The organism is Nocardioides sp. NBC_00850 (genome assembly GCF_045207335.1).
Taxonomy (GTDB): domain Bacteria; phylum Actinomycetota; class Actinomycetes; order Propionibacteriales; family Nocardioidaceae; genus Nocardioides.
On the sequence record NZ_CP108845.1, the window covers coordinates 392,514 to 417,338 of the forward strand.

Here is a 24,825-nt window from a genome sequence, read left to right on the forward strand (position 1 = left end):
TTCGCACGCCGCTCTGCGTCAGCGGGCGGGGAGGGCGGGAACGGCGCGCTTGGAACGGCTCACGTAGGCCGAGCCCTCCGGGCCGACGACGGCGTAGGAGTCGCCCATGCGGGAGTTGTACTCCAGGTGAGCACGGCCCCAGAACATGCCGATCCGGATGCCGCCGTACATCCCCGGCGCGGTGAACCAGGCCTCGTCGGGGCCGCCCTCCTCGGAGATGAGCCGGACGTCGAACGTACGCAACTGGTGCTCGCCACGGAACTCGGCGGTGAGCTCGGCGAGCGTCGTGTTCACGTGGAGGTTGACGTTCTCGAGGTTGTCGCCGAGCGGGGTGCCGGGGCGGAAGTAGGGGTCGAGCATGTCGAGCAGGTGGTCGTGACCGCGCCGCTTGGCGAGCTGGTAGGGCGTCTCACCGTGGGCGGTGGGCAGGGACCTGACCCCACCAAGCGAGAGCAACTCCTGGACGGTCTCCCGCGGAGCACCGAGGTAGGCGGCGTGGTGGAGCGGCGTGAACATCGACTCACCGCCGATCTTCCAGGTGTTGACGCCGACGGTGTAGTCGTTGCGCACCTGCGAGAGCGCGCGGCGCCAGTCGCCCTGTGCGGCCGCGTCGGTGAGTGAGTCCCTGGCCTTGACCGCTGCGGGCCCGTAGGCCTCGCGAGGCATCAAGATGCCGTCCCATGGCAACGTCGTGGTCATAGTTGAACTTTCGCAGAGATCAAGCGGTTGCGTGATGAAGTGCGACGATTCCACCCGAGAGGTTCGTCCAGGTCGGAGCCTGCCAACCCGCCGCGGAGAGCATGGCGGCGAGGCCTGCCTGGTCGGGCCATGCGCGGATGGACTCGGCGAGGTAGACGTAGGCGTCCGGGGAGGACGATACCGCCCGAGCGACCGGCGGCAACGCCTTCATCAGGTATTCCACGTAGACCGTCCGGAAGGGCTTCCAGGTCGGGTGCGAGAACTCGCAGACCACGATCCGGCCGCCGGGGCGGGTCACCCGGCGCAGCTCACGCAGGCCCGCCGCGGGGTCGACGATGTTGCGCAGGCCGAACGAGATCGTCACTGCGTCGAAGGTCGAGTCGCGGTAGGGCAGCTTGGTGCCGTCGCCGGCCGTGAACGGTAGGTGGGGCTTGGCCTGCTTGCCGACCTGGAGCATCCCGATCGAGAAGTCGGTCGGGACCACCTCGGCGCCCGCGTCCAGGAACGGCTGGGACGAGGTGCCGGTGCCGGCGGCGAGGTCGAGCACGAGCTCGCCCGGCTTCGGGTCGACGGCCTTGATGACCTCGCGTCGCCAGCGTCGGTCCTGGCCGAGCGAGAGCACGTCGTTGGTCACGTCGTAGCGCTTGGCCACGGCGTCGAACATCCGACGGACCTCGCCGGGCTGCTTGTCCAGATCTGCTCGGGTCACGTGCTGATTCTGTCTCGGGTCTGTGTCCGGGACCGAAATCAGGCGAGCTTCTCGAAGATCTCGTCGGCGTACTTCGCCGCGTCCTTCTTCGAGGCAGCGGTCGCCTGGACGGTCAGGTCGTTGGACGCGTGCGAGCAGGTCGCCTGGGTCTGGCCGGTCGACTGGTCGGCGCTGGAGTAGCAGACGTTGTCGCGCACCTTGGAGACCTCGCCACCGCCGTAGTAGGCGCTGCCGTCGCCGGCGAAGGCACGGACCATCACGGACTTCTTCATGTCCTTGGTGATGTAGGTGCGCGAGGCCATCGAGAACCCGAGCGCGTCGGACACGTTGCGGTCCTCCGTCTTCGAGCTGGCGGCGTTCTGCTTGATGAACAGGTCCAGCTGCTCCTCGGACGCGCCCTGCTTCTTGATCACGTCGAGGTCGTAGGAGGACTTCTCGTCCGCAGGCTTGTAGCCGCCCGACAGCGTCTCCGGGAGCGTGATCTTCACGCCCGAGTGGGATTCGGAGTCGCCAACCCACCGTGGCAGGCCAACGCCCAGCACGACGAAGAGGGCCAAGGCGATGATGCCGAGGGTGATGCCGTTCTCTGCGATGAACGACTGCTCTTTGTTGGTACTCACGCCAGCGCACGCTACAACCCACATGGTCATATGTGGCAACCCGGGGCGGATGCCATACATCACTTCGACTCGTCCTCGCCGACACCACGCCGATACCCTGGGGGTGTGAGTGAGTCTGAGCAGCAGTCCCTGGTAGCCACCACCGTGGCACTCGATGCCGGGTCGGAGACGCTCGACGACCTGCTCGCGCTGCTGCCCGCCCGCCGCCGCGTTCTGTCCTGGGTCCGCCACGGCGAGGGCCTGGTCGGCTGGGGCACCGCCGCCGAGATCCGTACGTCCGGACCGGAGCGGTTCGCGCACGCGGCCAAGTGGTTCGAGGAGCTGGCGGCCGTCTCCACGGTCTCCGATCCCGTGCGCGAGCCCGGCACCGGCCTGGTCGGCTTCGGCTCCTTCGCCTTCTCGGACCTGCCGGGATTCTCCGTGCTCAAGGTGCCCGCGGTCGTCGTCGGGAAGCGCGGCGACGTCGCCTGGGTGACCACCGTCGGCCCGGCCGCCACGCCCCCTCCTCCGCTGACTCCGGTGCCGGAGCCGGAGGCGCCGCGCGACGTCGTCTTCGCCGATGCGTACGTCGATGGCGAGCACTGGATGCGGATCGTCGCCGACGCCGTCGCCCGGCTCCAGGACGGAGACCTCGACAAGGTGGTCCTCGCCCGCGACCTGCTGGCCGCGGCGAGCGCCCCGATCGACATCCGCGCCGTGCTGCGGCGGTTGGCCGCTGCGTACCCGACCTGCTGGACGTTCCACGTCGACGACCTCTTCGGCGCGACCCCTGAGCTGCTCGTACGCCGCGAGCGCGGCCTGGTCACCTCCCGTGTGCTCGCGGGCACGATCTGGCCCACCGGCGAGGAGAACCTCGACCACGCTCTCGCCGCGTCGCTGGCCGAGTCCTCGAAGAACCTCGAGGAGCACGAGTACGCCGCCAGGTCGGTCGCCGACGCACTGGAGCCGCACTGCTCCTCGATGAACGTGCCCGATGCGCCGTTCGTGCTCAAGCTCCCCAACGTGATGCACCTGGCCACCGACATCACCGGTGTCGCCAGCGACGGGGTGAGCTCGCTGGATCTGGCCGCCGCACTGCACCCCTCGGCCGCGGTCGGCGGGACCCCGCGCGAGGACGCCGTCGCGCTCATCGCCGAGATCGAGTCGATGGAGCGCGCCCGCTACGCCGGGCCGGTCGGCTGGATGGACGCCAGCGGCGACGGCGAGTGGGGCATCGCGCTGCGCACGGCCGAGATGATCGACGACCGCACCGCCCGCCTCTTCGCCGGCTGCGGCATCGTGGCGAGCTCCGACCCGGCGACCGAGCTGGCCGAGACCCAGGCCAAGTTCGTCCCGATCCGGGATGCCTTGTCTTAACCTCCGTTCATGGAGAACTCGGACGGCCTCATCCGCACAGCCCTGCGCGAAGGAGAGGAGAACGCCGACCGGCTGGCGCGGACGCAGCTGCTCACGATCCCGTTCCTGATCGTCGCGATGATCTCGGTGCCGGCGTACCGGATCGTCCACGACGACGGTGAGGACGGCGACAGCTACGGCTTCTGGTCGGCGATAGCGTGGTTGGGCGACCGCCCCGACGACGCCCCGGGCGCCTACCGGCTGCTGGTCGTTGCCGCGGTGCTGACGATCCTCTTCGCCGTGGCGGCCGCGGCGATGGGCCTCTACTTCGCCTACTCCCGGAGCAACCATCCCGCCGTCGAGATCGGGATCGCGATCGTGTCGGGGATGCTGCCGAGCGCCATCGCCGTGATCGGTGTGGTCGCGCTGCCCGAGGACTCCGCGGTGCAGATGGGCTGGGGCGTACTCCTTCCGGTCTTCCTCGGCCTGTGGCTCGCCAACATGGTCCGCTCCGACGTCTAGAGGCCGCGCGATAGATTCGGCGGCATGAGGATCACGAAGTTCGGCCATGCCTGTGTCCGGATCGAGCACGACGGGGCGGTGGTGGTCGTCGATCCGGGCGTGTTCACCCAGCCCGAGGCGCTGGACGGCGCGACGGCGGTGCTGATCACCCACGAGCACCCCGACCACTACAACCCCGCCCTCCTCGAGGGCAGCGACGCGCCGATCTACACCATCGGCGCGGTCGCGGCGCAGATCCAGAAGGGCGCCCCCGCGGTGCACGAGCGGACCACGGTGGTGAAGCCGGGTGAGTCGTTCGACGCCGGGCTCCCCGTCACCGCGATCAACGAGAAGCACGCGGTCATCCACGCCGACATGCCCCACTTCGACAACTCGGGCTACCTGATCCAGGCCGGGGACAGCAAGATCTTCCACCCGGGCGACGCGCTCGACGGCCCCGGCCAGGCCGTGGACGTACTCTTCCTGCCGGTCTCCGCGCCGTGGGCGCGGTCGGCCGAGCTGATCGACTTCGCCCGCTCCGTCGGCGCCTCCAAGACAGTCGCGATCCACGACCGGGTCTACTCCGAGTTCGGCTCCGGGGTCTTCGACACCCAGGCGGCCAACCTGATCCCGGCCGAGCGCGGCTACGTCCGTCTCGCGGACGGGGCTGACCTCTGATGGCCATCGTCGCGGTTCTGTACGCCTACAACGACCTCCCCGACGTGCGCGCCGAGCACCTCGGCGCCCACCGGGAGTTCCTGGCGAGCCAGCCCAACCTGCTGCTCTCCGGCCCCACCTCCGACGGCTCCGGCCTGCTCGTCTTCGATGGCGAGGTCGCCGAGGTCGAGAAGGCCCTGGACGACGACCCGTTCCTCGCGGTCGGGCTGATCCAGGAGCGTCGGGTCTTCGAGTGGACCCCGGCCCTCGGCTCATGGAAGACCCAGCTGGGTCTGTGAGGGCCGGGGGTCCACCCCCGGATCGGCGCCCGGAGGATCAGCCTCGGGCGAGCGCCTGCAGGCGGTCGTACGCGCCGTTGAAGGTGTTCTGGTCCAACGGTGACGAGGTGTACTGCCAGAAGGTGTAGTAGCCCCAGCCTGCGGGCAGGGTGCCCGGCGAGCTGGCGTAGCGCGCGATCCACAGCGGGTGGGCGGCGGCGAACTGCGAGGTGTTGCCGGTGCAGGTCGTCCACCAGTCGGTGGTCGTGTAGATGACCGCGTCGCGGCCGGTGCGGGCGCGGTAGCGGTCCAGGAACGCCGCGATCCACGAGCGCATCGAGGCCTGGGAGAGGCCGTAGCAGGTGCCGCCGCTGTAGGGGTTGTATTCGATGTCGAGCACCCCGGGGAGGGTCTTCCCGTCGGCCGACCAGCCGCCGCCGTTGTTGACGAAGTAGTCGGCCTGCGCCGCGCCGCCCGAGTCGGACGGGTTGGCGAAGTGGTAGGCGCCGCGGATGAAGCCCTGGTTGTAGGAGCCGTTGTACTGCTGCGGGAAGTAGGTGCTGTTCCGGTAGTAGGTGCCCTCGGTCGCCTTGATGTAGGCGAACCGCTTCCCCTGGCCCCACCAGTAGGCCCAGTCGACGTTGCCCTGGTGGCCGGAGACGTCGATGCCGCTCACGGTAGCCTGCGCGGTGATCGGCGGGGCGTTCTTGGTGCCGCCCTTGGCGTCCGAGCCGGGCGTCGACCAGCCGACGTACGCCCCGTGCTCCAGCGTGACCCCGTGGGACCTCGCCTTCTGGGTGAGATGGCGGTCGTCCTTCTCGGCGGCGCCGGCGGACTGGGTCGGGGAGAGGGAGATGGCGAGGAGGAGACCGGCGGCTACTGCGGTCACTCTCATGGATCTGCGGCGCGAAGGACTCATGGGGGCTAGGCCTTTCCCGAGGAGGAGACTTGCACTGACAGACATGGTGCCGCAACCGATGTCCCCCGGGGAATGTTTTCCAGTAAGCAAGTTACTCAACCATACGGTTGACAATGTCGCAGGCGGGGCCTAGCCTCGTAGTCAACCGATTGGTTGAGGAGTACGAGATGAGCGAGGACAGACTCTCCCGAGTCTTTGCGGCCCTGGCGGACCCGACCCGGCGCGACCTGGTCGCCCGGCTCTCGTCGGCCGATGCGACGGTCGGCGAGCTGGCGGCGCCTTACGACGTCAGCCTTCAGGCGGTCTCCAAGCACCTCAAGGTGCTCGAGGACGCCGGCCTGGTGAGCCGGGAGTCGCGCCGCGCGCCCGTACGTCTCGAAGCGGAGGTGTTCGACCTCATGACCAAGTGGATCGAGAGATATCAGCAGCAGGCCGAGGAGCGCTACCAGCGCTTGGACGCACTCCTCGTCGAGATGCAGGAAAGCACGCCACCACGACAATCATCACAAGCAGAGGACGCATCATGACCACCACGAAGCACGAGACCACGATCGAGGCCTCCAAGGAGACCCCGACGATCACCATCGTCCGCGAGTTCGACGCTCCCCCGGAGCTCGTGTTCCGCGCCCACGCCGAGAAGGAGCTGTACGCCAAGTGGCTCGGCCCTCGCGACATCGGGATGAACATCACCGAGTGGGACTTCCGCACCGGCGGCTCCTGGGCCTACTCGGCCGAGCGCGACGGTGACGAGTTCACCCAGTTCTTCGGCAGCTTCCACGAGGTGCGCGAGAACGAGCGCATCGTGCAGACCTTCACCTGGCGCGGCGCGCCCGACGGGGCCTCGCTGGAGTTCCTCACCCTCGAGCCGCTCCCCGGCGGCCGCACCCGGCTGACCGGCCTCAGCGTCGTCGAGTCCTTCGAGACCCAGGCCGCGATCATGGCCAGCGGCATGGAGAAGGGCGTCCTCCAGGGCTACGAGCAGCTCGACGAGCTCCTGGCGGAGCTCTCGTGAACGACGCCGGCCTGAGCATGAGCGAGCAGCACGCGTACGACGCGGCCCGGTTCGCCGAGATCGTCGGCTCTGCCGCCGCCGAGGACTGGGCTCGCCCCAGTCCGGTGGCGGCATGGACGGCGCTCGATGTGGTCTCGCATCTGGTCGACTGGTCGCGGGGGTTCCTGATGGGATCCGCCGGTGTGGACCTGGCGCCGCTCGACGTCGCTGCGGACCCGGTCGCCGCCTGGAAGACGCACACCGCCGACATCCAGGGGCTCTTCGACGACCCCGCCGGCCGGATGATCTCCAACCCGCACATGGGCGACAAGCCGCTCGACGTGGCGCTCTCGGAGATCTACACACCCGACATCTGGATGCACTCCTGGGACCTGTCCCGCGCCTTGGGGCGCGACTACGACCTCGGCGCCGAGCGTGCCGCGGCGATGCTGGCCGGCGCTGCGGCCATGGAGGACGCGATGCGCGCCTCCGGCCAGTTCGGCCCCAGGGTCGAGGTCCCGGCCGACGCCACCCCGCAGGAGCAGCTCCTCGGCTTCATCGGCCGAGACCCGTACTGGACCCCGTGACCACCCATGTCGAGTCGGCTCGTCATGACGAGCCGACTCGAGCCCTGTTTCGGTCAGGATGCGCCGACTCGGCACGTCCGAGGCTCTGCTCCGGGTCGACGAACGCTGATCAGGACAGGGTGATCGATCCGAGGCCGGAAGCGAACTGGCACAGGTATTGCATCCGCACCGGCTCCGCGCCTGGCGGGAGCAGTGCTGAGGCGACGCGGAATCCGAGATCCTGCGAATACTGACCGCCGCTCTGTCCGCCCTCGCAGCGCACACTGACATGGCATGCCCGCTCCGCGGGGATCTCGAAGCTGACTTGGCCCCAGTAGACCCGATAGTCACGCCCGTCGATCGCCACGATCGGCGGCATCGTGGCGATGAACTTCTCCTTCGCCGTGGATGCCATCTCCAACGTCATCACCCGCGTCGCGCCCGAGTAGGACTCCACGTACGGCACGACGGTCGGCCATTGCGGCTGCGCCTGTTCGCTCACGGGCACACTGTGCCATGGCCGACCGGGTCGGCGGCTCAGGAACGGGCGAGCGCGCGGATGGCCAGGTCGAGCTCTCGGCGGTCGCGCCGGGAGATCACTGCCTCGACGACCTCGATGCCGCCGTTCGGCGAGGCGAGGGCGGCCTCGAGCTCCGGCACGGACGTGACCGCGAGGTGCGGGATGCGGTGGGCGGCGCAGAGCGCCTCCAGTGAGGTCCCGTGCGGAGTGCCGAAGAGGCGCTCGAAGCTGTCGGCGTAGTCGTCGGCGCCCTGCTCGAGGGAGGCGAAGATCGAGCCGCCGTCGTCGTTGGCGACGACGATCGTGAGGTCCGGGCGGACCTCCTCGGGACCGAGCAGGAGACCACCGGCATCGTGCAGGAAGGTCACGTCGCCCATCAGCGCGAGCGCGCGCGTCGAGGACTCGCGGCCGGCGGCGGCACCGATCGCGGTGGAGACGATGCCGTCGATGCCGGCCAGGCCACGGTTGGCCAGCACCTTCCGTCGCCCGCCGACACGGTTGGGCCGCATCATCAGGTCCAGGTCGCGTACGGGATTGGAGGGGCCGAGCATCAGCAGCCCACCGTCGGGCAGGGCGCGGGCGACACAGCCGGAGACGTCGTACGCCGTCATCTCCTGCTGCTCGTGGAGCAGCCGATCCAGCTGGCGGCTGATCGTGCGGTCGGCCTCGCGCCACTCCTCGAGCCACGCCGGATCGGGCTCGCCCTCGACGTGGAGCCGGGTGCGGATCGTGCGGTCGACCCGGAACGGGCGCGCGGGCCAGGCACCCTCGACCGGGGCCGCGATGACCTCGATGTCTGCGCGGGCGAGCAGGTTGGCGACCGGTCGGGAGAGGGTCGGGTGGCCGTAGACGACGACGCGCTCGATCCGTTCGGCGAGCGGTGACTCGAGCAGCAGCCGGTAGGAGCGCAGCGCGTTGTCGCCGGTACGCGCCCCCGAGGAGGGCTCGGCGAGCAGCGGCCAGCCGCCGTCCTGGGCGAGGACGCGGGAGGGCGGGCCGGCGTCGTCACCGGCGACGACGACCGTGCACGGCGTCCCGGGGCCGGTCGGGATCGACTCGTGGATCATCAGCTCCGGACGTACCGGCGCTGGACGGGCCTCGATGGTCCCCGGCTGCCACCGGTCGGGCGGGGTCAGCGGGTCGTCGAGCTGAAGGTTCCAGTGGACGGGGCCGCGCGCGGAGTCGAGCGCCGCGATGTCGTTCTCGTCGGGCGCGTCGGCCAGGTCGATGGTCTCCACCAGCCGGCCGAAGATGCCGACCTGGTCGGTGACCTGGTTGGCGCCGGTCTCGCGGAGCCGCGCCGGCCGGTCGGCCGTGACGACGGCCAGAGGCACTCCGGCGTGAGCGGCCTCGAGCACCGACGGGTGCAGATTGGCGACCGCGGTGCCGGAGGTGCACATCACCGCCGCGCGCGAGCCGACCTTGGTCAGGCCGAGTGCGAAGAAGCCGGCGGAGCGCTCATCGATCCGGGTGTGCAGACGTACCAGCCCCGCTCGCGACGCGTCGAGGACGGCGAACGAAAGCGGTGCGTTGCGCGATCCGGGCGCGATGACGATGTCGGTGACCCGCGCCTCGAGGAGCGCGGTGACGACCGCCCGGGCGAGCTCAGTTGCGGTGGCCATGCGTGCTCGCTTCATCAGAGGGTCTCCCGGTAGGCGAGGACATCGGCCAGGCGCCGGCGCCAGAATTCCGTACGTTCCGGGGAGGCGCTCAGCGCCGGCTCGGCAAGCAGGCGCGTCGGCACCGGTGAAGTCGGGAGCACCGGGAGGACGCCGCCGTGCGGGAGGAGCGGCGACGCGGCGATGTCCTCGGTGAGCATCGAAACCGTGCCGAGCCCACAGGCGTAGGGCAGCTCAGGCAGCGCCGCCGCGAGCGCGATCCCGGCGGCCATCCCGACCGAGGTCTCCAGCGCCGAGGAGACGACGCACGGGAGCCCGATGTCCTCGGCGATCCGCAGGCAGGCGCGTACGCCGCCCAGCGGCTGCACCTTCAGCACCGCCACGTCGGCAGCTTCGAGGTCGCGAACGCGATAGGGGTCCGCGGCCCGCCGGATCGACTCGTCCGCGGCGATCGGGACATCCACCTTGCGGCGTACGTCGGCGAGCTCCTCGACCGTGGGGCAGGGCTGCTCGACGTACTCGAGCCCGCCCGCGGCCCTGTCGAGCACCCCGATCGCGGCGAGCGCCTCCTCGACGGTCCAGAGGCCGTTGACGTCGATCCGCACCTTGCCGGCAGAGCCGAGGGCATCCCGGACCGCCTCGACGCGGGCGATGTCGTCGGCCAGGCTCTGGCCCGGATCGGCGACCTTGACCTTGGCGGTCGCGCACCCGGAGCGGGCGACGATCTCGTGGGCGCGCTCCGGACCGACCGCCGGCACGGTGGCGTTGACGGGCACGGTGTCGCGTACGGGCGTCGGCCAGTCCCCCGCGGCCGCCTCCTCGGCGCAACGCAGCCAGGGCTCGATCTCGGGGGTGTCGTAGTCGAGGAACGGCGACCACTCGCCCCACCCGCCGACGCCCTCGAAGACGAGGCCCTCGCGCTCCGTGATCCCGCGGAAGCGGGTGGTCATCGGAAGGGCGAAGACGTGTGGTTGGTCGGTCATCGCGCCTCCGCGTCGGTCGTGGCCAGCGCGAGCAGAGCCTGCCGGTCGGGCTTGCCGTTGCCGAGGAGCGGGATCTCGTCGAGCGCGACGACCTGTCGCGGCGCCCAGGAGCGGGGATGCTCAGCCGCGACCCACTCGCGGACGGCGCCGGCGTCGATGTCGCCGACGACGAAGGCGACCAGCCGCTGGCCCCATTCCTCGTCGGTGACGCCGAGGACCTCCGCGGCCTCCACGTCCGGGTGTTCGCGGAGCCTTCTGGCGACGAGTGCCGCCGGCACCTTCACGCCGCCGGTGATCACCATGTCGTCGATGCGGCCGAGGATCCGGAGCCGGCCGTCCTCGTCCAGGGTGCCGGCGTCGGAGGTGAGGAACCAGCCGTCCACCAGGGAGTTCGCGGTCTGCTCGGGGTCGTCCTGATAGCGGTCGAAGAGCGTCGGGCCGCTGATCCGGACCCGGCCGTCGGTGCCGATCGCGATCCCGACCCCGTCCAGCGGCATCGCGTCGTAGACGCACCCGCCACAGGTCTCCGCCGAGCCATAGGTGGCGACGACGTCGACCCCGGCGTTCTCGGCGCGGGCACGGAGCGACGGGTCGATCGGGCCACCGCCGAGCAGCAGCGTGTGGAACCCGGCCAGCGCGGCGAGGTCCTCACCGCCCGACTCGATGATCCGGTGCAGCTGGGTCGGCACCATCGACACGAACCGAGGCCCGTCCTCCATCGCCGCCGCGGCCTCGGCGAAGGAGCCGTGGGCGGCGGCGATCACCGGCTCGTGGCCTGCCAGCAGCGAGCGGGCGATCACGTTGGCCCCGGCGACGTACGACTCCGGCAGCGTCAGCAGCCACTGCCCGCTCGCCCCGACCCGTCGCGCCGACGCCGCTGCCGACGCCTTCACGGCCTCTCGCGAGAGCATCACCCGCTTGGGCTTGCCCGTCGATCCCGAAGTCTCCACGACCCAATGCTCCGGCCCGCCTCCGGCGAGCCACCCGGCCATCGCGGCGACGGTGCTCTCAGCCCGTTCCACCGCGTCGTTCATGGAGCCAACGCTAGCCCTCCACCGCGCTCTACCCATCGCCGGGCTGGTGGGCATCGCGCGGTGTAACACGCTGTTCGTAGGACTGTCCGGTCGTTCCAATAGGGCGAATAGTCCTACGAACGACGTGTTACACGTGGCGCAGGCGCTACTGGCCGCGGATGTTGAAGTCGCCCACCAGGCCGTGGTGGTCGGACTCGAGCCTGAAGGTCGCGTGGCGGGTGGGGGTGGCCGTGGAGCTCGAGCCGAGGAGCCAGTCGATGGTGCCGCCGCCGTCGTGGGTGGCCCAGCCCTGCGGGGGCGCGCCCAGGGTCTCGAAGGAGGAGGTCATCCCGGCCTTGGTCATCAACGGCTTCGGGCCCCACGGATCCCCGTCGCCGCCGTTGCGCGGGTAGGGCGAGTTGAGGTCGCCGGCGACGAGGACCGGGCCGTACTTCTGCAGCCCCTGGGCCAGTCCGGCGAGCTTCGCGAAGCCGCGCTGGGCCTCGTCCTTACGCGCCTGTGCACTCTTGGCGGGCGAGGTCATCGTGTGGGTCGAGATCACCGAGATGCGCCCGGAGCCGTCGCTGCTGGCGAGGACCACCCAGGTGGCGTACCTGTTGTCGTTCTTGACGCCGGTGACCGGCTTGGTGAGTTGGACGGTGCCCTTGTCGACCGCCACCCAGCGGTCGGTACGCCACATGACGACCGGACTGAGGGCCTGGCTACGGGTGCCGTACTCGTCCGCCGAGGCGCGGTAGGTGCCGTAGCCGCGCACCGAGATGTCGGAGACCGACCGTGACTGGGCCTCGTTCAGGGAGACGAAGTCGGGTCCGTGCTTCATGACCGTGGCCAGGTCGGAGCGGTATCTCGAGCTGGACATGGAGACCTTGATGTTGGCCTGCGCCAGGCGCACCTGCGGGCCGGAGACGGCGGCTGGGGAGGCGCCGACCTGCCCCGCGCCGGGCAGCCCGCCGACCTGCTTGGTCGTCTCGAGGGTCTTGCCGATGTTCTTGTCCAGCCAGGCCGCCGGGTCCACCTGGTCCTGCAGGTAGCCGCCGCCGTGCGGGTGCACCTCGAAGTGGAGGTGGCAGCCGGTCGAGTTGCCCTCGCTGCCGACCTGCCCGATGACCTGCCCGGCCTTCACCGTCTGCCCCGCGGCCACCGAGAGCGACTGCATGTGGCCGTACCACGTGGTCAGGTTGCCGGGCGCCGTCTGCACCTTCACCAGCCAGCGTCCTGCCCAGCCCCAGCTGCCGCCCGACTCCAGCACGATGGTGCCGCCGTGGGCCGCCTGCACGGGCGTGCCGCACGGCGAGGAGTAGTCGTTGCCGGTGTGCATGTTGGCCCAGTTGGAGCCGGAGTTGCCGTAGTTGTCGTTGTCGACCGCGAGACCGGCCTGGATGGGACGTACGACGCTGGTGCTGATCCCGGCCATGCCGATCGTGCAGGCCACGTCGGTCGCGGTGGCCGTCAGGTCGGCGGCCGAGACCCCGTCGGCGAGCGCGGCGACGAGGGCTCGCGCCTCGTCCTCGTGCTGGGCGTACGCCAGCGGGAACGCCGAGCGCTGCACCGCCTGCGCCGCCGCGGTGACCTGCATCTTGCGCCAGCCCGGGATGTCCAGGAGACCGGTGTTGCCGGTGTGGGCGGCCACGCCGTAGAACGCCTGGGCGGACTTGACCGGGTTCATGATGTCGGCGACCGAACCCCACCCGGAGACCGGGCGCTGCTGGAAGAGGCCCACCGAGTCGCGGTCGCCGTAGTCGAGGTTGCGCAGGGTGCTCTCCTGCATCGCGGTCGCGAGCGCGATCACCCACCCGTAGGCGGGCACGCCGGACTGCTTGCCGACCGCCACGATGGTCCGGGCGTTCTGGATCTGCTCGGTGTTGAACCCGGCGATGCTGCCCTCGGGGATCTCACCGTCCGGCCCCAGGTTGCCGGCCTGGATCGCGTTGGTGCCGCCGACACAGCCCGACTCGGCCTGGTCCTGGTTGCTCTGCTCGGTGCTCGCCAGGCCGCCGATGAGGATCACCAAGGCACCCGTGACCACCAGGACGAGCGTGGCCGCGCCGGCCACGATGCCCCAGATCAGACGCGCCTTGAAGATCCACATCGCCCTATCCCCCCGGAAGAATGTTCGCGACGTACCAGACGTTGTCGACCAGCGTCAGGTAGACGACGACCTTGGGACCGTCGGTGGTGACCTCGACGCGTGCCTCCCCGTCGGTCTGCTCGAGCACCTTCGCGGCGCCGACCACCTTGGTCGCCGGCACGGTCGCCGGGTCGGTGGAGCCCAGTGCCTGGGCCAGCGACTCGTCCGGGCGGGCGGCGTTGATCCCGGCCCACCATTCGTCGGTGGTCAGGTCGGGACGGGCCCAGGCGGCGACGAACTTGGTCGCCAAGGGTGTCGGGTCCGGGACGGGTGCCGGCGAGCCGGTCGCGGAGGCGCTCTGCTGCGCCGACGCGGAGCCCCGCTCGGGCTGGGCGGCCGGCTCGGCGTCGGGAGCGTCGCTCCACTGCGCGATGAGCCAGATGACGAAGACGATGCCGACAACCACCGAGAAGAACCGGAACGGCGACCTCATGGGCCACCTCAGCACCGGCGCGATGACCTCCCACAGCACACCACGCGTCGTTGTCGACCGCACTACCGGGCTCCTCCTTCAGACCAGCTCGGACCGTTGTCGACGGGCACCGAGCGGTTCCCGTTCGGTGAGTAGATGACGAAGACCGCGTTGCCGTCGGCGTCGTAGTCCACGTTGGCCTCGGCCACCGGCGACTGTCGCGGCGGCTCCGGCTCGCGGTCGGCGTAGGCGCCCGCGGTGTAGTCGACCGGGTTCGGCGCCTCGGGGCGGTCGTTGTTGTAGACCTGCCCGGCGGCGAACCCTGGGCGGGCCTCGTCGCGGATGGACGGCTCGTCGCGCTCGACGGAGCGCGAGTCGAACCATTGGCCGGCCACCCGCTCACCTTCCTCACCGCTCATCGAGGAGCCCAGGGCGTACGTCGGTGTGCTGCTCGCGCTCGCCCCGGCACCCAGCGCTCCGGCGGCCGTCACCGGAGCCTGGTTGGGCACCTGTTCGGCGACCATCGTCGGTCGGCTGCCGGTCAGCTCGTGTCCGGGCATGTAGACGCCGCCGGGGCTCGAGACCGATCCTGTGCCTGCCGGGCCACCGCTCGGGACGGGCGGCCGGTCGGCGTTCGCGTCGCTGACCCCGGCCTCGGCACCCGCCCGGGTGCCGACGTACGAGGAGAGCATCGAGGTGAGCCGGCCCATGCCCGGCAGCGGGATCCCGTAGGCGGCGGGTCGGGTGAGCCGCCAGGCCAGCACGGTCAGCACCGCGATCAGCCCCAGCTTCAGCACGAACCACATCGTCGAGGTCAAGATCGCCGAGTCGAGCCGCAACAGCAACAACGCGACCAGGAAGTAGATCGGGCCCATCACCAACGGACCCACCACCCGCTTGAGCATCGCCACCGCGGCGTCCCGGGTGTGATCCAGCATGAACAACACCCCCGCCGCCGGCGCGAACGGCACGATCAACCGGATCAACGCGAACGACAACAAGATCGCCAGCCCGGCCACCAGCAGGAACCCACACACCACCACGACCACGGCCAGGTTCACCAACGCCGTGGTCGCCCGCTGGGACCAGTGCTCACCCTTGAAGTACTCATAGGCGACCGGGTCGGACTTCTTGACCGCCTCGGCATGCTCCTTGAAGGCGTCCTGCTTGGCCTCCAGGACCTTCTTGCCCTCGCCGTTGGGGTCCTTGCGGTAGGTGTCGTACTCCTGCCAGGAGAAGTGCGTGGACCGGAACACCCGCGGCCCATACGTCTTCGCGGTGGCCGAGTCCGGGTCACCGAAGGCACCGGCCAGCCAGGTGCGGTACTGCGTCGACCGCACCACCTCGTCCATCTGGCCATCCACGGCCTTGACCGCATCGGTCTCACCGAACTTGTCGTCGTTGACCCCGGGCACCGTCCGGCCGTCGTTGAACCCGGTCGCGATCATCCCGGTCGCCGACCGGACCCCGTCATCGACCAGCTTGGTCGACTCCACCGGGTACTGGATCAGCCACGAGGTCACCACCAACACGCCCAGCGCCCAACCCGCCGCCGTGACCGCCCGCGCGAACCGGCCATCACGCGCCCGGATCATCACCGTCGCCGCCACCAGCAACAACACCACGCTCACCCACGGCGCCCACACCCCATCGGTGACCGCCTCCGAGGCCGCCACGATCGGGTCGTCCAACGCCTTGAGGAAGGAGTTCTCCCCGATCACCGCGTTCAACAACGCATGCGACCAGTTCGGCAGGATCCCCGAGATCTCCAACATGATGTTGCCGATCGAGGTCCCCGCCCCCGCGACGAACTGCCCCGTGCACCCGTTGTCATAGGTCCACCACTGCGGTGTGGTCCCGTAGGCCGACTCCAGCGAGACCTCGTCCTTGTTGCGGAACGGATCCAGCTCGTCGTTGATCTCCTTCGGGTCGTTCAGCTGCGTACCCGCCTTCGACGCCGCCCCCAACGCCGTCATCCGCACGATGAAGCTGCCGTCCCCGTAGGGAGAAGCCGGCATCGGTGCGTCCAGGTTGTTGCACGCATCGCTCACACCCGAGAGCCCACCCGTCGGATCGAACGGGATCGGGATGTCGATCCCCCTCGGCCCCGCTGCCGCCGCCGGTCCGGCGACCGACAGCAGAGCAACCACGAGTACGACGAGGGCAGCCGCCCTACGGCGCAGGGGTGTCCTGTGGTGAGCGGGGCGCGGCTGCATCAGCCGATCCCATCCCCGGAGAGCTCGGTCTTGGGAAGGTCGGTCGGCTCGCCGCCGATGGCTCGGCTGACGCGGCGGGTGGGGTCGGCGGTGGTGTTGAGCGCCTCCTGCAGACCCGGGTGGTGGTTGAGGGTGACCTTGATGATCTCCATGCCGCCGTGACCGGTGTCGCCACCGAGGCCGTCGCGGTAGATGAACTCGCGGTAGCCCAGCTGCTCGTCGCCGCGCCTGGTGCGCGGCGAGAGCCGCGCCAGGATCGACTCGTAGCCGAGTCCCTCGGGCTTGCCGAGCAGCTTGAGCGCGTCGCGCTGGGCGCTCTCGTCCTGCGTACGTCCCACGAAGGCCGCCCCGACGAAGTTGTTGATGTCGGAGCCCAGGATCGCGGAGGCGTTCTGGGTCGAGACCAGCGCGGCACAGTTGTTCTTGCGGGAGTCGCTGGAGAGCTTGTGGACGAGGGCGCGACCGGTGCCGCCGGAGGCCTGGGTGACCTCATGGGCCTCGTCGAGCGCGAACAGCTTCCGCTCGTTGGGGTCGCTGCGGTAGATCAGGTGCAGCGCGGACCAGGCGGCCAGGGTCATGATCGGGCGCGCCATCTGCTCCTCGGCGCTCCACTCCTCGCGCGGCACGTGCTCGGGCGGGGTGTTGAGTCCCTTGAGGTTGTAGAAGGTGAACGGCGTGCCCTTCAGCTCCTCGTCGGACTGGAGGAAGTCGTTGCCGAAGAAGAGACGACCGAGCTCGCGCTCACGGGCGGCGGCGAGCTCGCGGCCGATCTCGTGGTCACCGCCGTCGCCCTCGAAGAGCATCTTCACGATCGTCGAGGTGTCGGCGCCGCGGTCGGCCTGCGCCTCCATGACGCGGGCGCGGATGCGCTTGAGCACCTCTTCGTTGTTGGCCAGTCCGACCGGGAGGCAGGAGCGGAGCACCGAGACGGTCAGGTCGCGGCGCTGCTGTACGGCGGCCGACCGCTCCCGGTGGAGCCGCTCGGCGAACTCGTGGTCAGACATCGCCTCGGCCCGGATCAGCTCCGGGTTGGGGTCGGGGACGACGGCGTACGGCGACAGGCTTCCCGGGCGGCCGCCGAGGACGTCCACGCTGCGGGCGCGGGCCGGCACCTGCTGGCCGTTGAAGACGCCACCGCCGATCTCGGGCAGGGTCATCAGCCGCTGCAGTCGTCCGGCCGGGTCCATGGCGACGCCGTGGATGCCGGACAGGATCGACATGTAGATGACGACGCCCATCAGGGTCGACTTTCCGGAACCGGGCGTGCCCACGAGCGGGATCAGACCGGCCTGCTCCATGACCTCGGTGAGGTACCACGGGTCCATCAGCACGGCCCGAGACGCCATCGCGGAGGTCTCGCCGAGGTAGAAGCCGCGCTTGTCGCCGACCTCCGCGGTGACCGCCGGCAGCCCGGCGGCGACCTTGAGCACCGGGAACTTCCGGGCGTGGGCTGTGCTGGCCAACGGCTCGCCGGGGACGAACTCGCGGGCCAGGTGATATTGCCCCAGCTGGCGGGTGATCTTGATCTGCGGCCGGTAGAGGTCGACGACCTTCTGCGCCTTGTCGAGCGCCTCCGCCTCGCTGCGGCCGGTGACGGCGATCCGGTACCAGCCCCTGGTGCGGGTGGACAGGCCGGTGAACTCCGAGCGCATCTCGTCCTCGACGTCGGCGGCCCGGCCGGCCTGACGGGAGAGCTGCTTGGGAGGCCGCTTGCCGTGGTCCTCGGACCAGTGGCTGACCTGGCCGTCGATGCGGCGGGTCAGGGACGCCATCTCGCGGGAGACGTCCTCCGGAGAGCGGGGCTCGACCCGGAACGACCACTCCACCGGGAAGCCGAGCGCGTCGGTCTTCGCCATCCACGGCGCGTGGGTCTCCGGGACCTCGATGTCGCCGATTCGGGAGACCGTCAGCACGCACACGTGGCTGGTCTCCTGGCGGCCGCCGATGCTGCTGGTGACCTGCACGGTCGGCGCCAGCGGCTCGGCCGACCAGGCGACCGACTCGAACCACTCGGCCATGTCGTCGGTGTCGAGGAAGTTCTGCTGGGCCTCGCCCGGCTCGGGCACCGGGATCTTGGCGCCCAGGGAGAGCGAACGGGCGATCATCCACTCCATGTCGTGACCGACCGCCGGCCGCGCGGAGAAGCCCGGACGCGACATCACCCGGTTGACCGTGTCGAGGCGCTCGCTGATCGCGGCCATCTCACGCTCGGCGGCGCCGGCGGAGAACTTCGCCAGCGTTCTCACCGTCGCGTCGCGGCGGCCGAGGTCGACGCCGTAGTAGACGAGCTTGTCGGCCTGGCTGTGGGCGGCCATGTGGGCCTGGTTGCGCGCCATCATCTCCTCGAACCCGGGCTGCGGGTCGGGAGCGTTGGCGAACGCGGCGTGTGCCCAGTGACGTACGGGATAGGGGCGGGTGGTGACCCGGCCGTGGACCGTGTTGCCGACCAGGTCGGCCAGCTGGCTCGCCTGGTCGGTGATCAGGGCCTCGAGGTCGGAGTGGGCGCGGAACGACCAGGTCTGCGGCTCGGCGAGGTACCAGGCGATGATCCGGTCGCTGGTGAAGGTCAGGTGACCGCGCACCTCCTCCAGCGCCCAGCTGTCGCCTCTGGGCTCACGGACGCCCTTGGAGTCGTCGCCGCCCCGGCCGAAGACGCTCTTGCGTCCCGGCTTGGGCTTCTCGAAGCCAGGCCCGTAGGCCCGCTCCGTTCGCGGCCGCCTCATGCGGTTCCTCCGTCGTTGGGTGCGTCGTCGCCGTCGAGGCGCTTGCGGTAGTCGTCCACACTCTGCGGGCGCCCGTCAGGCACCGCCCGCTCGTCCTGATTGTCCCTGGGACGCGTACGTCCTGAGGGCGCATCGTCGAAGTCGTCCCATTGGTCGGCGTCGTCCCATTCGTCGACGTCGTCGAACTTTGGCTCCGGTGCGATCACCACTGCCGGCCTGACCGCATGCGAGAGCGGCAGCCGGGCGGGCTTGGGCGCGGACTCCGGCACAGGCTTCGGCACAGGCTTCGGTTCGGTCTTCGGGGCAGGCTGCTGGGCAGCTGGGGCCCTCGCAGGCGGTGGCGGAGGAGGTGGCGGGGGTGGCGCAGTGGGCGGTGCCGGCTGGGCTGGGGGCGGAGGCGGCGGTGCAGCGGAGGCGGCGGTCTCGGCAGCCGGAGCCGGCGGCGCGGGCGGCGCGGGCTGAGCGGCCTGAGCGGTCGGCTCGGGGGACGGCTGCGGGGGCGACACGGGCTGCTCCGGCTCCTGCCGGGCCTGCCACGGCGCACCGCCCTTCCACGGAACGTCGCGGGGCTCACGCGACGAGGAGGACGGCCGACTCGACCAGCCACCCTTCGCCGGACGTACGCCGGTGGTGTGCTGCTGCCTCGCGGGCTGGGCCTCGGGCTGGACCGTGAGGTGGGCCGGGAGCGGCTCTTCGACGACCTTCGCCTCGATCACGGGCCGCACGGGGGCAGCCTTGCCTCGCACCGGCTGGCTCGGGGCGCTCGGCGTCGAGGTGACGACCGTCGCCGGCAGCATCCTCGGCGAGGGGGTGGCACCGGGCTGCTGGGCGAACCGCCGGCCGGGTCGTCGCATGGCCTTCGCCCAGCCGCCGCGGGGGATCGTGGCGTGCCGGAAGGCGACAGCCGCGCCGCCTGCGTACTGGGCGCTGGTCTCCACGCGCGGCGTGGTCAGCTCGTGCCAGAAGGTCATCAGCCAGGCGCCGGCCGAGCTCTCCGAGCTGATGTAGTCGGAGGCCTTCATCGAGAGGTAGGAGGCGCCGATCAGCCACAGCCCCATGCTGAGCAGCGTCACCGGCATGCCGAGCTTGCGCAGCAGCACAAGCGTCAATGGTGCGATCACCAGAAAGAGGAAGATGGTGCGATAACGCATCTCCCCGATGTAGCGACGAGGGGGACCGAGATAGGTCTGGTCGACCTCGTACAGCTCGTCGTCGTCAGGCAGCCTCATCCCCGAGATCCCTCCCTGGATTAGCTAACGGGACCGGGTTCACCCCTTGAAGAGACCAGCCATCCACTGACCGAGGTCCGTGGCGTTGTTGCCCACGGCCAGGCCGAGGACGCCGAGACCGATGATCAGGCCACCGACGATCGTGACAGCCTTCGAGATGTTGCCGCTGCGGGCAGCCCACAGGACCGTGACGCCCAAGATCAGGACGACCAGCGTGATGATGTTGTCGGTGATCCATTCGGCCAGGCCGCCGGTGCCATACTCAGCGGCTTGCGTCGTACTTTGAATCAACTGGTGCGGTGCCATTGTTCTGCTCCCTTTCCCGAGGTGAGGTGTGGTTGCCGGATCCGTCCGGAAGTATTCGGTTGTCCCGCCCGGCGCAGCCCCATGCGGCACCGGTGGGTGGAGGCGCCTTGCCCCTCCCGCGGGCTGACGCAGACTCCCGGGCATCGGCATTCTGGACAAACGCCACCGCCATGTGAGACGAGCGTAGTCGCCAGACCGCCGTAGCGCACCTCGTTCCACCTGACGACACGTGCACACCGCGCGCGTACCAGCGCTCCGTGGACCGCGTCACCGGGACGTCATGCCGCACACCGGACCGCTGTGCGCGACACTGTCCCGCTCAGCGGTCTCCTTCGCCGTAGTCTTGCGAGGGGAGGCTAACTTCGGGGAATCTATATCCCGGAGCAACCTCGCGAGTTTCGCGCGCTTGCGTCCGGATTCGCGAATTCACTCCACATTCAATCGGATTTCTCGGGAGGACGAGCTCACATGGACAAGAAGAAGATCTTCATCGTCATCGGCGTACTGTTCGTCGGGTTCTGGCTGTTCACCGATCCGCAAGGGCTGACCAGCACGATCTCCGCAATCGCCGGCGGCATCTGGGGCGTCACCACCGACGTCTTCGGCGGCGTCATCGGCACGATCGAGGGCTCCACCCGCTGACCTCGGCCGCCACCTACGCCGACGCAAGGGCGTCGGCGCGATGGACTCCTTTTTCCTCGCTGCCCGGTTTGGGGACCGATCAGCACAGATAACTGTTTGACGTCGAACACCGCGATGACAAGACTGCGCTTGTCTCGATGTCAAGATAGTTTGGAGTCGTCTTGTCCCCTCACTTCATCCGGTTGAGGGACAAGGTCCTCTCAGACGACCCGCTCATCCGGGCGATGTCGTACCAGTCGGTGTTGTCGGCCTTCGCCGAAGGCACCTTTCTCACCGGCTCGGCGGTCTTCTTCACTCAGATCGTCGGCCTCTCCGCCGCACAGGTCGGCCTCGGTCTCACGATCGCGGGCGCAGCAACCTTCTTGTTCGCCGTCCCCCTGGGCCGACTCGCGGATCGTCTCGGCACCCGATTCAGCTGGATCGCCGGTGCCGTCCTCCAGGCGCTGCTGTTCGGTGCCTGGGTGCTGGTCGGCAACTTCGCCGCGTACGTCGCCGTCGAGGTGCTCCTCGCGCTCGCCTCCTCCTGGCAGAAGTCAGGCCGCGACGCCTACCGGATCTCGGTCTTCCCCGCGGCGACCCGGGTGCGTGGGTTCGCCTACATGCGCGCCGCCCGCAACGTCGGCTACACGCTCGGTGCCCTGGCCAGCGGTCTCGCCCTGGCCGCCGACTCCAACACCCTGATCAAGGCCGTCCCGCTGATGACCGCCGTGGTGCTGCTGGTCAACGCCTACTGGATCTCGCGCCTCCCCCGGCTCGCCACCGCTGCCTCGCCCGGTGATCTGAAGGCGGACGTACGCGACCGCCTCGGCGCCCTGCGCAACCGCGCGTTCCTCGCGACGACCTTCTTCGACGGCGTGCTCGGCACCCACCAGGTCCTGCTCAACGTCGTCATCCCACTGTGGCTGGTCCAGGAGACCGACGCCCCGCGGGTGCTGCTGGCGTGGCTGTTCGGCACCAACACCGTGATGGCCGTCGGGCTGCAGGTCATCGCCGCCCGTGGCGTCACCGACGTGACGACGTCTCTCAAGGCCCAGCGCCGCGGCGCGCTCTGCTTCCTGGCCTCCTGCGCGATCATCGCGGTCACCCACGACACCGTCGGCCTGATCACGATCGCTCTCGTCTGGATCGGCCACGTCACCGTCACCGGCGCCGAGCTCTTCCAGTCCGCCGGCGAGTGGGGCCTGGTCGCCGATCTCTCCGACCCGGAGCACCGTGGCGACTACCAGGGCGCCGCCCAGGTCGGCTACACCCTCGGCACCGTCTGGGCCCCCGCGGCGTACACGTTCCTGGCCATGGAGCTCGGCCACCTCGGCTGGGCCATCATCGCCGGGATCATCGTCATCGCCGCGATCGGCGTCCACCCCTCCGCCCGCGCCGCCGAGCGCTACCTCGCCCGGCGTACCCAGCCCGTCCCGGCGCCGGCGTAGCCGCTTCGGAGATAGCTGCTCGGGGGGCCGCTTCGGTGTAACACGTCGTTCGTAGGACTACTCGCCCTATCAGAACGACCGGATAGTCCTACGAACAGCGTGTTACACGCGACCGTGCGCCACCTCGGGGCCACTCGCTCTCCACAGGCTCATCTCGTGTTGGGGTTATCCACAGTGCGCCGTTGAGCGCCGGCGAGTGTCGGATCCGGGCCACAGGCTGTGGCTATGAACCCACGTACCCAAGCGATCATGGCGGCCAACCATGGCCTCATCACTCGCCGCCAGGCACTCTCATCCGGCCTCGATCTCGACACGCTCTATCGACTCGTCGAGAGCGGCACGTGGACGGCCGTACGCCGCGGCGTCTACGCCGAACGCACCTACGTCGAGAGCATCACCTTGCCCACAGACAGGCGGCGCCTTCTCGATCGGGCAGCCTGCGCGGCCATCACAGTTCCGTTCGTACGAAGCCATGAAACGGCAGCCCTCGAGCTCGAGATGGGCATCCTCCTACCCGTGAAGGCCCAGACCCATGTCACTCGCCAGCCCGTGGTCGGCACCCATAACAAGTGGGGTGTGAAACACCACCTTGCGCCCTACTCCGAGGATCAGGTCGTGCAGGTGAACGGGTTCAACGTGCTCGGTCTTGCCCGGACGGCGATCGACATCGCTCGCGAGCACGGTCGGCCGTACGGGGTCGTCGCCGTCGACTCCGCGCGGCGGATGGGCGTATCCGTCGACGAGCTCTGGGAGGTCCTCGAACACATGAAACACTGGCCCAACCGCCGCCTGGCCAGGGAGGCCATCGAACTCTCGTACGCCGGGGCCGAGTCGGTTGGGGAGTCACTCACCCGGGACGTACTCGAGGAGCTCGGGCTGACCGGCATCGAGACCCAGTTCGAGATCACGGACGGCGTACGTACTGCTCGATTCGATCTCCGGGTGGGCCGTCACATCTTCGAGTTCGACGGCCGGAGCAAGTATGTGGCCACGGCAGATGGAGGCCTGGCGCTCCGGTCGGTCGACGACATCCTCGCCGAGGAGAAGACCCGACAGGACTGGGCCCACGGCTTTCATCTCGGCATGTCACGGGTCGGATGGGCCGATCTCTTCGGCCGGCAGCGCGACTACCTCAAGAACCGCCTGGATCGGGAGTACCGAGCCACCTGCCGAGCCTTCGGCACCGACATCTCAGACCTGGAACGGTTCCGCGTACGTCGTTCGAGGGCTGCCTGATCCCGCGGCTCAGACGAACAGCAGAGGTACGCCGACGAGCAGTCCCCACACCAGCGTGGCCAGCCCGGTCTGCTGGAGGACGGGGATCAGGCGCGGGCCGAGGTTGGCGCGGTCGAGGACAGTGCGTACGCCCTGGGCAGCGACGGCGATGAACCCGAGACCGAGCAGCGCCCACCACGACGTCGTCAGAGCCACGAGCACGACGGCGACGGCGGCGACGGCCACGAGGGCGACGTAGAGCCAGCGGGTCCGCGCGTCGCCGAGGCGTACGGCGAGGGTGATCTTCCCCGACTCGGTGTCGCCGGGGATGTCGCGGAGGTTGTTGGCGACGAGGAGGGCGGAGGTGATCGCGCCGATCCCGACACCGGCCCACAACGCGCCCCACTCCCAGGACTGCGTCTGGACGAAGGTCGTGCCGATGACCGCGACGAGTCCGAAGAAGACGAAGACCATGACCTCGCCGAGGCCGGCGTAGCCGTAGGGGCGGGAGCCGCCGGTGTAGTACCAGGCCGCGATCATGCAGACCAGGCCCACGAGGATCAGCCACCATGCGGAGGTCAGCGCCAGCACCAGGCCGGCGACCGCGGCGATCCCGAAGGCGATGAACGCGGCGCGCTTGACCGCGGCCGGCGTCGCGAGGCCGGAGCCCGTCAGCCGCAGCGGGCCCACGCGGTCGTCGTCGGTCCCGCGGACCCCGTCGGAGTAGTCGTTGGCGTAGTTGACCGCGACCTGCAGCGCCAGCGCCACCACAAGAGCGAGCAGCGCCTTCCACCAGACCAACCCACCGGCGTACGCAGCCACCCCTGTGCCGGCGATGACCGGCGCGAGCGCCGCGGGGAGGGTGCGAGGACGGGCTCCCTGGAGCCACTGAGCGGAGTTTGCCACCCGGCTATTCAACACCGACGGCTCGTTGCAGGTCCCGCGGGGATGTAACACGTCGTTCGTAGGACTACTCGCCCTATCAGAGCGACCGGATAGTCCTACGAACAGCGTGTTACACGACCCCACACCAACCCCGAAAACCCAGCGACCCCTGCCCGGAGGGAGGCAGGGGTCGCGGGGTGGGGGTGTGGGG

General features: G+C 69.7%; 25 protein-coding genes. 10 read left to right on the top strand and 15 right to left on the bottom strand.

The features are described 5' to 3' along the window. Positions 1 to 18 precede the first annotated feature (18 nt). From OH802_RS01925 to OH802_RS01935, 3 genes are read right to left on the bottom strand one after another with little or no spacing between them, the layout of a single operon-like run. Positions 19 to 699, bottom strand: a complete 681-nt coding sequence (locus OH802_RS01925; RefSeq protein ID WP_355231638.1) for an ankyrin repeat domain-containing protein — start codon at positions 697 to 699, stop codon at positions 19 to 21. A 19-nt stretch (positions 700 to 718) separates the two neighbouring features. Beyond that, the gene (locus OH802_RS01930) at positions 719 to 1,408 is read right to left on the bottom strand and encodes a demethylmenaquinone methyltransferase (RefSeq protein ID WP_160025685.1); all 690 of its coding nucleotides are present in this window, start codon (positions 1,406 to 1,408) and stop codon (positions 719 to 721) included. A 38-nt stretch (positions 1,409 to 1,446) separates the two neighbouring features. After that, positions 1,447 to 2,028 carry a hypothetical protein gene (locus tag OH802_RS01935; RefSeq protein ID WP_406024602.1) on the bottom strand — a complete coding sequence of 194 codons (582 nt, stop codon included), beginning with the start codon at positions 2,026 to 2,028 and terminating at the stop codon, positions 1,447 to 1,449. Positions 2,029 to 2,133: 105 nt separating this feature from the next. Here OH802_RS01935 and OH802_RS01940 point away from each other — a divergent pair, with 105 nt between their 5' ends. From OH802_RS01940 to OH802_RS01955, 4 genes are read left to right on the top strand one after another with little or no spacing between them, the layout of a single operon-like run. Next, the gene (locus OH802_RS01940; protein ID WP_406024604.1) at positions 2,134 to 3,384 is read left to right on the top strand and encodes an isochorismate synthase MenF; all 1,251 of its coding nucleotides are present in this window, start codon (positions 2,134 to 2,136) and stop codon (positions 3,382 to 3,384) included. A 9-nt stretch (positions 3,385 to 3,393) separates the two neighbouring features. Then, the gene (locus OH802_RS01945; RefSeq protein WP_406024606.1) at positions 3,394 to 3,885 is read left to right on the top strand and encodes a hypothetical protein; all 492 of its coding nucleotides are present in this window, start codon (positions 3,394 to 3,396) and stop codon (positions 3,883 to 3,885) included. A gap of 24 nt (positions 3,886 to 3,909) precedes the next feature. Beyond that, complete coding sequence (locus tag OH802_RS01950) at positions 3,910 to 4,542, top strand: MBL fold metallo-hydrolase (RefSeq protein WP_406024608.1); 633 nt, start codon at positions 3,910 to 3,912, stop codon at positions 4,540 to 4,542. Beyond that, positions 4,542 to 4,820: a YciI family protein gene (locus OH802_RS01955; RefSeq protein WP_406024609.1), complete on the top strand. Its 279-nt coding sequence runs from the start codon at positions 4,542 to 4,544 to the stop codon at positions 4,818 to 4,820. The genes OH802_RS01950 and OH802_RS01955 overlap by 1 nt, the downstream gene beginning before the upstream one ends. Positions 4,821 to 4,857: 37 nt before the next feature. On the opposite strand, the gene OH802_RS01960 is transcribed toward OH802_RS01955, so the two are convergent. Continuing rightward, positions 4,858 to 5,688 (bottom strand): GH25 family lysozyme, encoded by an 831-nt coding sequence (locus tag OH802_RS01960; protein WP_406024611.1) that lies wholly within the window; start codon positions 5,686 to 5,688, stop codon positions 4,858 to 4,860. A gap of 197 nt (positions 5,689 to 5,885) precedes the next feature. Here OH802_RS01960 and OH802_RS01965 point away from each other — a divergent pair, with 197 nt between their 5' ends. Genes OH802_RS01965 through OH802_RS01975 form a run of 3 tightly spaced genes read left to right on the top strand, consistent with a single transcriptional unit; the run spans position 5,886 to position 7,296 of the window. Beyond that, entirely contained in the window at positions 5,886 to 6,245 is a 360-nt protein-coding gene (locus OH802_RS01965; protein WP_406024613.1) for an ArsR/SmtB family transcription factor, read from the top strand. After that, the gene (locus OH802_RS01970; RefSeq protein WP_406024615.1) at positions 6,242 to 6,730 is read left to right on the top strand and encodes an SRPBCC family protein; all 489 of its coding nucleotides are present in this window, start codon (positions 6,242 to 6,244) and stop codon (positions 6,728 to 6,730) included. Before OH802_RS01965 ends, OH802_RS01970 begins: the two co-directional genes overlap by 4 nt. Beyond that, positions 6,727 to 7,296 carry a TIGR03086 family metal-binding protein gene (locus OH802_RS01975; protein ID WP_406024617.1) on the top strand — a complete coding sequence of 190 codons (570 nt, stop codon included), beginning with the start codon at positions 6,727 to 6,729 and terminating at the stop codon, positions 7,294 to 7,296. The genes OH802_RS01970 and OH802_RS01975 overlap by 4 nt, the downstream gene beginning before the upstream one ends. A gap of 109 nt (positions 7,297 to 7,405) precedes the next feature. Here the strand turns inward: OH802_RS01975 and OH802_RS01980 are convergent, their stop codons facing one another. From OH802_RS01980 to OH802_RS02025, 10 genes are all read right to left on the bottom strand, one after another. Further along, positions 7,406 to 7,777 carry a hypothetical protein gene (locus OH802_RS01980; protein ID WP_406024619.1) on the bottom strand — a complete coding sequence of 124 codons (372 nt, stop codon included), beginning with the start codon at positions 7,775 to 7,777 and terminating at the stop codon, positions 7,406 to 7,408. A 35-nt stretch (positions 7,778 to 7,812) separates the two neighbouring features. Then, positions 7,813 to 9,417: a 2-succinyl-5-enolpyruvyl-6-hydroxy-3-cyclohexene-1-carboxylic-acid synthase gene (gene menD / locus OH802_RS01985; RefSeq protein WP_406024621.1), complete on the bottom strand. Its 1,605-nt coding sequence runs from the start codon at positions 9,415 to 9,417 to the stop codon at positions 7,813 to 7,815. 14 nt (positions 9,418 to 9,431) lie between these two features. Further along, entirely contained in the window at positions 9,432 to 10,397 is a 966-nt protein-coding gene (locus tag OH802_RS01990) for an o-succinylbenzoate synthase (RefSeq protein ID WP_406024623.1), read from the bottom strand. Further along, entirely contained in the window at positions 10,394 to 11,431 is a 1,038-nt protein-coding gene (locus OH802_RS01995) for an AMP-binding protein (RefSeq protein ID WP_406024625.1), read from the bottom strand. The genes OH802_RS01990 and OH802_RS01995 overlap by 4 nt, the downstream gene beginning before the upstream one ends. Positions 11,432 to 11,576: 145 nt before the next feature. After that, complete coding sequence (locus tag OH802_RS02000) at positions 11,577 to 13,520, bottom strand: peptidoglycan DD-metalloendopeptidase family protein (RefSeq protein ID WP_406024627.1); 1,944 nt, start codon at positions 13,518 to 13,520, stop codon at positions 11,577 to 11,579. A gap of 4 nt (positions 13,521 to 13,524) precedes the next feature. Beyond that, on the bottom strand, positions 13,525 to 13,992 hold the full coding sequence (locus OH802_RS02005; RefSeq protein ID WP_406024629.1) for a hypothetical protein: 468 nt from the start codon (positions 13,990 to 13,992) through the stop codon (positions 13,525 to 13,527). A 62-nt stretch (positions 13,993 to 14,054) separates the two neighbouring features. Then, positions 14,055 to 16,187 carry a hypothetical protein gene (locus OH802_RS02010; protein WP_406024631.1) on the bottom strand — a complete coding sequence of 711 codons (2,133 nt, stop codon included), beginning with the start codon at positions 16,185 to 16,187 and terminating at the stop codon, positions 14,055 to 14,057. Next, positions 16,187 to 18,910 (bottom strand): ATP-binding protein, encoded by a 2,724-nt coding sequence (locus tag OH802_RS02015; RefSeq protein ID WP_406024633.1) that lies wholly within the window; start codon positions 18,908 to 18,910, stop codon positions 16,187 to 16,189. Before OH802_RS02015 ends, OH802_RS02010 begins: the two co-directional genes overlap by 1 nt. Further along, positions 18,907 to 20,139 (bottom strand): hypothetical protein, encoded by a 1,233-nt coding sequence (locus OH802_RS02020; RefSeq protein ID WP_406024635.1) that lies wholly within the window; start codon positions 20,137 to 20,139, stop codon positions 18,907 to 18,909. Before OH802_RS02020 ends, OH802_RS02015 begins: the two co-directional genes overlap by 4 nt. 39 nt (positions 20,140 to 20,178) lie before the next feature. Further along, the gene (locus OH802_RS02025) at positions 20,179 to 20,445 is read right to left on the bottom strand and encodes a hypothetical protein (protein ID WP_091043078.1); all 267 of its coding nucleotides are present in this window, start codon (positions 20,443 to 20,445) and stop codon (positions 20,179 to 20,181) included. Between the two features lie 468 nt (positions 20,446 to 20,913). Between OH802_RS02025 and OH802_RS02030 the strand changes: the two genes are divergently transcribed. From OH802_RS02030 to OH802_RS02040, 3 genes are all read left to right on the top strand, one after another. Continuing rightward, complete coding sequence (locus OH802_RS02030) at positions 20,914 to 21,087, top strand: hypothetical protein (protein WP_008356373.1); 174 nt, start codon at positions 20,914 to 20,916, stop codon at positions 21,085 to 21,087. Positions 21,088 to 21,248: 161 nt separating this feature from the next. Then, the gene (locus OH802_RS02035; RefSeq protein ID WP_406024638.1) at positions 21,249 to 22,514 is read left to right on the top strand and encodes an MFS transporter; all 1,266 of its coding nucleotides are present in this window, start codon (positions 21,249 to 21,251) and stop codon (positions 22,512 to 22,514) included. Positions 22,515 to 22,739: 225 nt separating this feature from the next. Continuing rightward, positions 22,740 to 23,750, top strand: coding sequence for a type IV toxin-antitoxin system AbiEi family antitoxin domain-containing protein (locus OH802_RS02040; protein WP_406024640.1), 1,011 nt, complete (start codon positions 22,740 to 22,742; stop codon positions 23,748 to 23,750). Positions 23,751 to 23,759: 9 nt separating this feature from the next. Here the strand turns inward: OH802_RS02040 and OH802_RS02045 are convergent, their stop codons facing one another. Next, positions 23,760 to 24,635, bottom strand: coding sequence for a 1,4-dihydroxy-2-naphthoate polyprenyltransferase (locus OH802_RS02045; protein WP_406024642.1), 876 nt, complete (start codon positions 24,633 to 24,635; stop codon positions 23,760 to 23,762). Positions 24,636 to 24,825: the final 190 nt, after the last annotated feature.

Bases quoted from the DNA above. Each gene is read 5' to 3' on its own strand.
- OH802_RS01925 (WP_355231638.1), bottom strand. From the start codon at position 699: ATGACCACGACGTTGCCATGGGACGGCATCTTGATGCCTCGCGAGGCC.
- OH802_RS01945 (WP_406024606.1), top strand. From the start codon at position 3,394: ATGGAGAACTCGGACGGCCTCATCCGCACAGCCCTGCGCGAAGGAGAG.
- OH802_RS01950 (WP_406024608.1), top strand. From the start codon at position 3,910: ATGAGGATCACGAAGTTCGGCCATGCCTGTGTCCGGATCGAGCACGAC.
- OH802_RS01955 (WP_406024609.1), top strand. From the start codon at position 4,542: ATGGCCATCGTCGCGGTTCTGTACGCCTACAACGACCTCCCCGACGTG.
- OH802_RS01965 (WP_406024613.1), top strand. From the start codon at position 5,886: ATGAGCGAGGACAGACTCTCCCGAGTCTTTGCGGCCCTGGCGGACCCG.
- OH802_RS01970 (WP_406024615.1), top strand. From the start codon at position 6,242: ATGACCACCACGAAGCACGAGACCACGATCGAGGCCTCCAAGGAGACC.
- menD (WP_406024621.1), bottom strand. From the start codon at position 9,417: ATGGCCACCGCAACTGAGCTCGCCCGGGCGGTCGTCACCGCGCTCCTC.
- OH802_RS01990 (WP_406024623.1), bottom strand. From the start codon at position 10,397: ATGACCGACCAACCACACGTCTTCGCCCTTCCGATGACCACCCGCTTC.
- OH802_RS01995 (WP_406024625.1), bottom strand. From the start codon at position 11,431: ATGAACGACGCGGTGGAACGGGCTGAGAGCACCGTCGCCGCGATGGCC.
- OH802_RS02000 (WP_406024627.1), bottom strand. From the start codon at position 13,520: ATGTGGATCTTCAAGGCGCGTCTGATCTGGGGCATCGTGGCCGGCGCG.
- OH802_RS02005 (WP_406024629.1), bottom strand. From the start codon at position 13,992: ATGAGGTCGCCGTTCCGGTTCTTCTCGGTGGTTGTCGGCATCGTCTTC.
- OH802_RS02010 (WP_406024631.1), bottom strand. From the start codon at position 16,187: ATGCAGCCGCGCCCCGCTCACCACAGGACACCCCTGCGCCGTAGGGCG.
- OH802_RS02015 (WP_406024633.1), bottom strand. From the start codon at position 18,910: ATGAGGCGGCCGCGAACGGAGCGGGCCTACGGGCCTGGCTTCGAGAAG.
- OH802_RS02020 (WP_406024635.1), bottom strand. From the start codon at position 20,139: ATGAGGCTGCCTGACGACGACGAGCTGTACGAGGTCGACCAGACCTAT.
- OH802_RS02025 (WP_091043078.1), bottom strand. From the start codon at position 20,445: ATGGCACCGCACCAGTTGATTCAAAGTACGACGCAAGCCGCTGAGTAT.
- OH802_RS02030 (WP_008356373.1), top strand. From the start codon at position 20,914: ATGGACAAGAAGAAGATCTTCATCGTCATCGGCGTACTGTTCGTCGGG.
- OH802_RS02040 (WP_406024640.1), top strand. From the start codon at position 22,740: ATGAACCCACGTACCCAAGCGATCATGGCGGCCAACCATGGCCTCATC.